Here is a 7,869-nt window from a genome sequence, read left to right as displayed (position 1 = left end):
CCCGACCCCCCGTCCCCCGCCCCCGCCCCCGGGGGCGCCGCGCCTCCCCCCCCCCCCGGCGCGGCCGCCGCCCCGCGCCCGCCGCGCCCCGGGGGCGCCCCGGGCGGGACGCGGCGCGGTCGCACCCGTGCTGATGGCACGGGTCTGCGGACTGCCGGTCGGCGTGCTCGACGCATCGGCGGCGCCGCGGTCCACGCGCCTCCTGAGGGACGCACTCGACGCGGAGGACGCCGCCGCCGCACTGGCCGGCCCGCTCGCCGACGCCCTCTACCGGCTGGTGCCACGGCTCGACGGCGACCGCGCGGCCCGCCGCGCCGCCGTCGGGCTCCGCCGCGACGTCCACAACGGACGGTTCGCGCCGAGCACCGCCCGGGCCTCGGATCTGGTGTCCGCGCACCTCGAACCCGGACCGGCCCGCCGGCTGGACGCCTGGCTGGAGTCGATGCGCCGGCACCGGGACGGGCTCGGCCGGGCGGAGGAGGTCTTCGCCACGGAGCTGCCCGCGGCCGGGGAGGCCTTGTACCGCCACCTGCGCGATCCGCGGGTGGCGTCCGGTCTCGCGCTGGCCAGCCCGCAGTTCGCCGGGCGCCTGCTGGCCCAGGACGGTCCGGCACCGGACGGCCTGGACTCGCGCGGTGCCCGCAGTGCGGCCGCCTACCTGTCCCGCATCGCCGTCAAACCCAGTCCTTTCAGCACGTTGACCACCCTCGCCGTGGCGTGGCTCGGCAGTGCCCCGGGCACGGCGGCCCGGCCGGCTCCCCGTGACGGCGGTCGGGGCGGAGCCGCCGGCGCGGTGACCTCGTCACGCGGTCTGGCCGTCGCCCTGCTGCTGGCCTGCGCGGCCCATCCGGATCTGGCGCCGGCGTTCGACGTGGTGGCCAACTCCGGTCTGCGGCGGGTCGGCGACCGCCTGCTCGCGGCGCTGCCGGTCTACGCCGCCGCGGACGGGTTCTTCTTCCGCGAGGACGAGGTGACCGACTGCGGGCTGTACGCATGGGCGCTTCCCCTCCTGCCCTCCCGGCCGGTCCCCTTCACGGAGCCGGCCGCACGGCTGGGCGTCATCGGACCGCAACTGGTCGCCCGCTGGGTGGAGATGGGGCTGCTGCAACCCGTCACCCCGTGGCGGCTGGCCGACGGCGGGCACCTGCGGGCCCTGGCCCGGGCCGTCCGCCGCGGCACCCACGCCGATGCGTCGCCGACGGCGGCGGGCGTCCGGGCCGCCCTGGACACCCTCGGCGAGCTGGAGGCCACCGTCGCCACCACGGCCGACGCGGCGGAGCGTGCCCGGGCGGTCGAACGCACCAGGGACGTGGCCGGGGCGGCGTTCAAGGAGCTCGGCCGGCCCGTCCCGTCGTGGCTCGCCGGCACTCCGCTCTTCCACGAGGCGGTCGCGGGCCCCGAAGGACCGGCCCTCGAACTGCCCCGGCACGTCGGCGACGACCTCGCGCACGCGGCCCGGTGGCTCGCCCCGCACGTGGCGCGCACCCCGCTGTACGACGGACTGGTGGAGCGCTTCGTACAGCGGTACGGCGTCGGGGGCACCTGTTCCGATCTGCTCGGCTTCCTGTACGAAGTCCTCGCGCACGCCGACCCGTACGCCATGGCGCAGCAGGACGCGCTGCCACCGGCGGGCGACGGCGCGGGCAGCGGCGCGGCGCCGGGCCGGCTCCACGGCCACGGCACCCTGGGCACCGCGAGCAACTCGGTCTTCTTCCAGATCGCCGCCGCGGACGCCGATCGCGTCGCGGCCGGCGACCACACGCTCGTCGTCAACCTGGTGCAGAACGGGGTCGGCGGCCTGCTCAGCCGCTGGGCCGGCGTTCCGTCGCTTCACGACCGGCTCGCACCGGCCCTCGACGACTGGCTGCGCGCCCTGCATCCGGGCTGCCGCGTACTCCAGGTGTCGGCCTATCCCGACTGGTCCGAGATGCAGCGGCCCACGCTGAGCACGGTGCCCCGGCTCCGCTGGCCCTCGGACCTCCCGGACGGCGACCCCGATGCCGTCGACATCGCAGGGCTGTCACTGTCCCACGACCCGGAGACGGGCACGCTCCAGGCGTACGACAGCGACGGGAGCCCCGTGGCGTTCGCGTACCTGGGGACCACTCCCACCTACTTGCTCCGCGGAGCCGTCCGGCTGCTGTGCCTGCTCTCCGACCCCTGGATGACGCTCGGCAGGGCCGATCGCGAGGTCCGGGCCTTCGACCGGGTGACGACGGACGAAGGGGTCCGGTACCTGCCGCGCATCCAGCACGGAAGGATCGTGTGGGCCAGGGCCCGGTGGCGGCTGCCCGCGGCCCGCGTGCCGCGCCCGGACCCCGGCGTGTCACCGGTGCGGTTCCTGGCCGACGTGGAGCGCTGGCGTCGTCGGTACGGACTGCCCGAAGAGGTCTTCCTCGTACAGGTCACGCGCGGGCCGCGGGGCGTGCGCAAGGAGAAACCGCAGTGGCTCGGCTTCGACCACCCCCATGTGGTGTGGGCCGCGCTGCGCCAGATCCGGTCCGACGCCCTGGCGGTCGACCTGGTCGAGGCGCTGCCCGGCAGGGACGGGCACTGGAACCGGGACGCCGCCGGCGCACCGGTCGCGACCGAGTTCACGGGGCTGGTGCGCCATGGCTGACACGCTCGCGAAGGTGCACGTGGAACTGCCCGCGCACGACTGGCTGTACTACCGGATCCATGTCTGCGATCCCGCCGGGATGCAGGAACTGCTCGAACACGTCGTACGCCCGGCGCTCGTCCGGCTCCGGGACGAAGTCCCGGAACTGCGCTGGTTCTTCCTGCAGTTCATGGACGTCTCCGGACTGCATCTGCGCCTGCGCCTGCATGCGCGGCAGGCGTCGCTCCTCCACGCCGAGAGCACCCTGCGGAGCCTGCTGGCGGTCGTGCCGCACCGTGGTGCGACGAAACACGTCTACGCGCCGGAGACCCACAAGTTCGGCCCGGGCGAGGGCATACGCCTGGCGGAACGGGTCTTCGAGCACGGCAGCGAGGCCGCACTCGCCTGCCTCGGGCCCCGGCAGCGCTCCCTGCGCACGGGATATGCGGCGGCCCACATGACGCTGATGCTGGCCGCCCTCGGACCCCGGCTGCGCAGGACCTTTCTGCACCAGTACGCCTGGTACTGGAGCGGCGGCCCGCTGCTGCGCGGACGCCTTCCGCACGGAGCCTCCCTCGCGGACGCAACGGCCCGGTCCACACGGCTGCTGGCCCAGGTCGAGTGGGTCCTCTCGGATCCCGCGGCCCGTTCCGCGCTCGCCGGATACGCCGACGCGTACCGGCGGGAGCTGAGCTCGCCGGCACGCACGCACATTCCCCGGACCGATTCCTTTCTGCTTTTCCACCACATTCACCTGATGAACAACCGGCTCGGTGTTGTACCGTCCGAGGAAGCGCAGTTGGCGCGGTTTCTCTGGCTCGCCGACGACGCATTTCTCGAGACGGCACCGCCGGCATGACAGTTGTCATGAGGGGTGTTCCGCGAACTGCACGGGAAAGTGATGACAGCGGCCCCTGCCTGGAACCACACCGGGCCGATAGCATTCGATCATGCCTGAACAGCCAGTGATCGAGGTATCGGACCTCCATCAACAATACGGGGAATTCGCCGCGGTTCGCGGAATATCGTTCGACGTGCGACCCGGAGAGGTATTCGCACTGCTCGGGACGAACGGCGCCGGAAAAACCACCACGATGGACATCCTGGAAGGGTTCCGGCCCGCCACGCGGGGAACCGCCCGCGTCCTGGGCGTCGACCCCCATGCGCACCGGCGCAAGATCGCGCACCGGGTCGGCATCATGCTCCAGGAGGCGGGGTTCTTCCAGGAACTGACCGCCGCCCAGACCGTCGACGCGTGGCGCCGGTTCATGGTGAAGGCGCGGTCCCGGGCCGAAGCGCTGGCGATGGTCGGGCTGGAGGACAGGGCGAACACCCCGGTGGGCCGTATGTCGGGCGGCGAGAAGCGCCGCCTCGACCTCGCCCTGGCGCTGCTCGGGCGGCCGGAGGTCCTCTTCCTCGACGAACCCACCACCGGCCTCGACCCCGAGGCCCGCCGCGACACCTGGAAGCTCATCAAGGGCCTGGTGGGCGAGGGCATGACCGTCCTGCTCACCACGCACTACATGGAAGAGGCGGAGTTCCTCGCCGACCGGGTGGCCATCATGGACCACGGCAGGATCGTCAGGTCGGGCACGCTCGGTGAGATGGTGCAGCAGTTCGCCGCACGGATCTCCTTCCGGCTGCCGGCCGGGATCCGCGCCGCCGACCTGCCGGTCCTGGGCGGCACCGAGGTGCAGGAGGAGTCCGGACGGACGGTGCTCCTGGCCCGCGATCCACAGGACGTGCTGAAGGCGCTGCTGCACTGGGCGGACGGCGCCGACGCCTCGCTGCGTGAACTCGAGGTGCGCAGCGCCTCCTTGGAGGATGTCTTCCTCGATGTCGCCGAGAACGGTAGGAAAGCCCCGTGATGTGGTTCCGGTACACCTTCGCGCAGTTCCGGCTGTCCCAGCGGGTCTACTGGAAGCAGTTCGGCTTCGCGTTGACCGCGGTGATCGTGCCGCTCGGACTCGGCATCGCCTATCCGATGAGCATGCACGGCAAGAAGCTGATCGCCGGCATCGACGCCGGACAGTACGCGCTGGTCGGCTTCATCGGCTTCGTCCTGCTGTGGATCGTCTACAACCTGATCAATTCGGCCGCGTCCCGGCGTGATGCCCTGATCTACAAGAGGTTGCGGGGCACCACGCTCCCCGACACTTCCATCTTCGCCGGGGAAGCGCTCAGCGGCAGCGTCGTGAGCCTTGCGGAAGTCGTCGTCCTGATCGCCGCCGGATGCGCCCTCATGGGTTCTTCCGGACCGGAGAACGTCCCGTTGTTCGTGATCGCCGTCGTGCTGGGCGCCGCCATGTTCGCGCTGGTCGCCATCGGCGTATCGGGACTGCTTCCCAATGCGGAGGTGTCCACCTGGATCGTCACCCCGTTCATGATGCTGATGATGCTGGGCTCCGGCGTCACCATGCCGCTGTCCGCGCTCCCGGAAATCCTGCGGACGCCGGCGGAGTACCTGCCGCTCACCCCGGTCGTGGAAATTCTGCGCACCGCCTATTTCGGCCGCGACTTCGCGACGGATTCGGCGGGCGCGGCCGTTCCGGACCCCATCGGACTCCTCGACGCCTTCCAGGCCTGCTCGACCCAGGTCGGTATCATGTGCGCCTGGACCGCGATCGGACTCGCACTCGCCCAGAAGTACTTCCGCTGGGACCCCCGGCACGCCGGGTGACCCCGAGGGCGCCGGCCAACGGCACTGCCACGGGCGGGGGTTCGGCCCGGACCGTGACACGGGGGAGACAGAGGCGCGTGCTGGGGCAGTCATCGGAGTCCGTGCCGCGCGCCGTCGGAGTCCTCATCATCGGGCTGTTCCTGTTCTACGTCGCCGAGCCGGCGTTCTACTGGGGCTCTTCGCGGCCGGGCGTGCCGTACGTGCTGGCCGCCGTCGTGGGTGTGCTGGCGTTCGGTGCGACGTTCATCCGCATCGTGCGGGAGAGCATCCGCTACGGGCCCGGCAGGAACGCGCGTACCGCCGACCTGGCCGTGTGCGGGATCGTGGGCTTCGGCGTCTGCTTCACCTGCGGCCCCTACTGGATGGCACTGCCCGCGTTCTTCGGCGGAGCGGCCCTGCTGTCGCTGGCGCCCTGGCCGGCCGTCGCGGTCACGGCACTCGCCCTCGCCGGCGAGGCCGCGGCCGGCCTGATGCTCGGTCTGAGCGGCTCGGGGGTGGTGGAGGTGACCGTCCGGGCCGGCATCACCGCACTCGTGGTGTTCGCCCTCGGGCGGCTGGGCGCGCTCATCAGCGAAGTGCACCGGGCCCGGGCGGAACTGGCCAGGATGGCCGTGGTGCAGGAGCGGCTGCGGTTCTCCCGCGACCTGCACGACGTACTCGGCCACACCCTCTCCGTCATCGCGCTCAAGAGCGAGGTGGCGGTCCGGCTGGCCCCGCGGCGGCCCGAACGGGCCCGGGACGAGATGGAGGCGGTGGTGGACATCGCCCGCACCGCCATCACCGATGTCCGTACGCTCGTACGGGGATACCGGCAGCCGTCCTTGTCGGCCGAGATCGACGGCATCCGCTCCGTGCTGGAGACCGCCGGGGTGGCGTGCGAGGCCGACGCGATACCGCAGCAGCTTCCGACAGCGGTCCAGGACGTCCTCGGCTGGGTCGTCAGGGAAGGCGCGACGAACGTCCTGCGGCACAGCAGGGCGACCTGGTGCCGGATCAAGGTCCGCATCAGCGGGGAGACCGTGCTCCTCGAAATACTCAACGACGGTGCACAGCAGCAGGCGGAGGGCCGGCAGCGGCGCGGCGGCCACGGCCTGATCGGCCTCTCCGAGCGGCTGGCGGCCCTGGACGGCCGGCTCGCCTCCGGCCCGGGCCCCGGCCGCACCTTCCGCCTGCAGGCCACCGTCCCGCGAGATCCGCCGGACAGCGAAACGACCAGGGAGACATCCCCATGATCAGGGTTCTCATAGCCGAGGACGAACGGCTCATCCGCGAGGCGCTGGCGGTCCTGCTCTCGCTGGAGGACGACATGGAGGTCGTCGCGCAGACCGGGACCGGCGACGAGGTCGTGGCGCTCGCCGCCGGACAGCGGTGCGACGTGGCGATCCTCGACATCGACATGCCCGGTACCGACGGGCTCACCGCCGCCGAGCGGCTGCGGCGCGACCAGCCGGGATGCGCGGTCATCGTGCTGACCAGCCACGGCCGCCCCGGCTATCTGCGGCGTGCGGTGCACGCCGGCGTCCGCGGGTTCCTGACCAAGGAGGTCGCGGGCGACCGGCTCGCGCAGATCGTGCGGGAAGTCCGGGACGGCGGGCGGTACATCGACCCCGTGCTGGCCGCCGACGCGATCTCCGTCGGGGAGAGCCCGCTCAGCAGGCGCGAGCTGGAGGTTCTCCGACTCGCGGAGGACGGCCGGCCGTTGCACCGGATCGCCGAGGAGCTGTCGCTCAGCGAGGGGACGGTCCGCAACTACATCTCGGCGGCGATCCAGAAGCTCGGCGCGTCGAACAAGCTCCATGCGATCCGCATCGCGACTCAGGCCGGATGGCTGTAGCGGATCACCTTGGTGATCGGCCACGGCCATCCGGCCTGGGTCTGCCGCACTGCGCCGCCCGCCGGGGGGTGTGGCGGGGGCTACGGCCGTGCGCCGAGGCGGGCGGCGGCAGCCGCCGGCCTCACGCACGCGGGTCTAACGGTGTTTACCAGCAGCCGGCGGTGCCGATGGTGGCCGGGCAGCCGGCGGTGCCGGCGGTGCCGAGGCAGCCCGCACCGCTGACCTCGCCGAGGTCCTCGATGGTGACGTCCTCGACGGCGTCCTGGATGTTCTCCACGGTGAAGGTGTTCTCCATGACCTTTTCTCCTTGACGAAGTGAAACGAGCGGACGGATTGATCCGCCCGAGGCGGCCACGCAATACCCGCGACCGGACAGGAAAGGCCCCTCATTCCGCACGGAAGCGCGCCTCCATCGAGCGGAAGAATGACCCGAGCTGTCGTCATTATTTTTAGCAGGCCCTTACGCGCGGCCCCAAGCCAAGCGCGGAAGAAGAATATTCACGCACCGCCGTGCGCAGGAATTCCAACGCAAAATTCCCGGCCATCCGAAAGGATTGCCGGGCAGGTGCGGGGTGGTGCCGGCGGGCCCGGGGCGGGCGCGAAAACAGCGGGGACGCTGCCGGGGACGAAGTGACTGGCGAGCACCGGGGGCGCCCCGCCCGGGGGGGCGGGGCCGCGGGGGGCGCCGGCGCCGCCTTACCGACCGGGCTCACCGCCCTCCACGGGCGGGGGCTGGGCCTGGAGCCGGTCGAACCG

At 72.2% G+C, this 7,869-nt stretch carries 7 protein-coding genes; 6 read left to right on the top strand and 1 reads right to left on the bottom strand.

Features of this window, described 5'->3' with window-relative positions; translation table 11 throughout:
* Positions 1-133 precede the first annotated feature (133 nt).
* The 6 genes from ACFXA3_RS27920 (at position 134) to ACFXA3_RS27895 (ending at position 7,113) form a co-directional block, all read left to right on the top strand.
* Positions 134-2,620 carry a lantibiotic dehydratase gene (locus ACFXA3_RS27920; RefSeq protein ID WP_385191196.1) on the top strand — a complete coding sequence of 829 codons (2,487 nt, stop codon included), beginning with the start codon at positions 134-136 and terminating at the stop codon, positions 2,618-2,620.
* A complete protein-coding gene (locus ACFXA3_RS27915) occupies positions 2,613-3,458 on the top strand; it encodes a thiopeptide-type bacteriocin biosynthesis protein (protein WP_385191193.1) in 846 nt (281 codons plus the stop codon). Before ACFXA3_RS27920 ends, ACFXA3_RS27915 begins: the two co-directional genes overlap by 8 nt.
* Before the next feature lie 91 nt (positions 3,459-3,549).
* Positions 3,550-4,467, top strand: a complete 918-nt coding sequence (locus ACFXA3_RS27910; RefSeq protein ID WP_385191191.1) for an ATP-binding cassette domain-containing protein — start codon at positions 3,550-3,552, stop codon at positions 4,465-4,467.
* Entirely contained in the window at positions 4,467-5,279 is an 813-nt protein-coding gene (locus ACFXA3_RS27905; protein ID WP_385191194.1) for an ABC transporter permease, read from the top strand. The genes ACFXA3_RS27910 and ACFXA3_RS27905 overlap by 1 nt, the downstream gene beginning before the upstream one ends.
* A 77-nt stretch (positions 5,280-5,356) precedes the next feature.
* A complete protein-coding gene (locus ACFXA3_RS27900; protein ID WP_385191190.1) occupies positions 5,357-6,511 on the top strand; it encodes a sensor histidine kinase in 1,155 nt (384 codons plus the stop codon).
* Positions 6,508-7,113: a response regulator gene (locus ACFXA3_RS27895; RefSeq protein WP_385191188.1), complete on the top strand. Its 606-nt coding sequence runs from the start codon at positions 6,508-6,510 to the stop codon at positions 7,111-7,113. The genes ACFXA3_RS27900 and ACFXA3_RS27895 overlap by 4 nt, the downstream gene beginning before the upstream one ends.
* Positions 7,114-7,258: 145 nt before the next feature.
* Here the strand turns inward: ACFXA3_RS27895 and ACFXA3_RS27890 are convergent, their stop codons facing one another.
* Complete coding sequence (locus ACFXA3_RS27890) at positions 7,259-7,408, bottom strand: thiocillin family RiPP (protein WP_385191187.1); 150 nt, start codon at positions 7,406-7,408, stop codon at positions 7,259-7,261.
* Positions 7,409-7,869 lie beyond the last annotated feature (461 nt).

Origin of the sequence: Streptomyces sp. NPDC059456 (assembly GCF_042750055.1) — a bacterium.
In the GTDB taxonomy this organism is placed as follows: domain Bacteria; phylum Actinomycetota; class Actinomycetes; order Streptomycetales; family Streptomycetaceae; genus Streptomyces.
The sequence above is the reverse complement of the archived record's forward strand: the minus strand, read 5'-3'. Positions and strand labels throughout refer to the sequence as shown.

Excerpts from the sequence above, each read along its gene's own strand:
- ACFXA3_RS27920 (WP_385191196.1), top strand. The coding sequence starts at position 134 with ATGGCACGGGTCTGCGGACTGCCGGTCGGCGTGCTCGACGCATCGGCG.
- ACFXA3_RS27915 (WP_385191193.1), top strand. The coding sequence starts at position 2,613 with ATGGCTGACACGCTCGCGAAGGTGCACGTGGAACTGCCCGCGCACGAC.
- ACFXA3_RS27910 (WP_385191191.1), top strand. The coding sequence starts at position 3,550 with ATGCCTGAACAGCCAGTGATCGAGGTATCGGACCTCCATCAACAATAC.
- ACFXA3_RS27905 (WP_385191194.1), top strand. The coding sequence starts at position 4,467 with ATGTGGTTCCGGTACACCTTCGCGCAGTTCCGGCTGTCCCAGCGGGTC.
- ACFXA3_RS27895 (WP_385191188.1), top strand. The coding sequence starts at position 6,508 with ATGATCAGGGTTCTCATAGCCGAGGACGAACGGCTCATCCGCGAGGCG.
- ACFXA3_RS27890 (WP_385191187.1), bottom strand. The coding sequence starts at position 7,408 with ATGGAGAACACCTTCACCGTGGAGAACATCCAGGACGCCGTCGAGGAC.